This is a genomic window from Streptomyces sp. a15, from assembly GCF_059026085.1.
The window spans coordinates 1-1,441 of the sequence record NZ_JBWLKM010000227.1 but is presented as its reverse complement, the minus strand read 5'-3'; the positions used below and the strand labels follow the sequence as shown (position 1 = coordinate 1,441).

At 71.6% G+C, this 1,441-nt stretch carries 1 protein-coding gene and 1 pseudogene; both read right to left on the bottom strand.

Going from position 1 to position 1,441, the window contains the following annotated elements; translation table 11 throughout:
- A pseudogene (locus AC5P09_RS51785) lies at nt 1-575 on the bottom strand (glycosyltransferase family 1 protein); the annotation flags it as partial.
- Nucleotides 572-1,441: glycosyltransferase family 9 protein (locus AC5P09_RS51780; protein ID WP_493880605.1), on the bottom strand; the 870-nt coding region annotated here is incomplete at its 5' end. The pseudogene AC5P09_RS51785 and the gene AC5P09_RS51780, both read right to left, overlap by 4 nt.

Genomic DNA, 1,441 nt, shown 5'->3' with positions numbered 1-1,441 from the left:
TGGCCGGCCAGGCCTTCGGTGCCCATCCCGAACACGTCCAGCGGGGCCACGTCGGCGAACCCCGGCAGCAGATCGGTGCCCACCGTCCGGCCCCGCCGCACCGGCTCGTTGACCACCACCGCCGCCCGCTCCACCTCCCCCGACCACCGGTAACCCGGATCAACGACGCCGTGCTCGATCACGGCCGTAGCCGTGGAACCGGCATCCCACATCAGCCGGTTGAAATGCGTGACATGAACCAGCGTCACCCCCGGGATACCGGCAGCCGGGTGACGGGTGTCGGGCACCTGCCCGTCCGGCGCGTTGTGCTCCAGATACACCAGCGGCGGCCGCCGCCCCAACCACCGCTCCACCAGCCCAAGTTCATGCGGCCGCTGCAACACCACCACATCAACACCGGCATCCCGCAAACGCTCCGGCGGCACCTCCACGACCGAGCCCGGCCAGTCGAAAGTCCGCGCCCGGCCCAGACCGTCCGGCCCGCGGCCGGGGGTGACGGGGACCAGGTAGGTGTGCGGGCCCTGCACAAACGCCGTGGTCCACGACCCGTGCACATGCCACAACAGAATCCTCATACCGGCCCCACCTCCCCGATCAGCTTCTCGACCGCGGCCACCACATCGTGAGCGGTGACGGTGTCCAGGCAGGGATGCCCGGGCACGGGACAGGTGCGGGCCCTGCTGTCCGCGCAGGGCGCCTGCTGGTCCCCCAGCAGCACATACGGCACCCCATAAGGCCGCCACCGCTCAGCCGGCACCACCGGCGCGAACAACGACACCACCGGCCTGCCCACCGCCGCCGCAAGATGCGCCGGCGCCGTATTACCGCTCACCACCACATCCGCCCCGGCCAGCACCCCGGCCAACTCCCCCGCCCCGGTACGGCCCCCCAGATCCAGCCCGTACTCCCCGGCCACCAACCCGGTCAACCCCCGCTCCCCCGGCCCGCCGGTCACCACCACCCGATACCCGGCCCCCGCCAGCTCCCGCACCGCCTCCGCACAGCGCTCCCGCCCCCACGCCCGGGCCGGCACACTCGCCCCCGGATGCACCACCACATACGACCCCGGACCCGTCAACCCGACAGCACCCGGCGGCGCCAGCACCCGCAACCGCCCGTCATCCACCCCCGGAAACCCCGCCGCCCCGGCCAACTCCAGCATCGCCTCCACCTCATGCGCATCCGGCGCACGACGATGCCGCACATCAAGCAGCGAACCCGGATAGTCCTCACAGTCCGCCGCAACCCACCCCACCCCCGACAAACGCAACACCAACGCCATCGGCAACGGAGACTGATGAAACGACGTCAGAACCAACGCCGCATCGGCATCGATCATGTCGACAAGCTGCTCGACCTCCCCCCGCCCCACCGGCGCCGGCTCCAGCCCCACCCACGGCGCATCCCACACCAGGATGTCGTCCACCCCCGGCAGCAACCG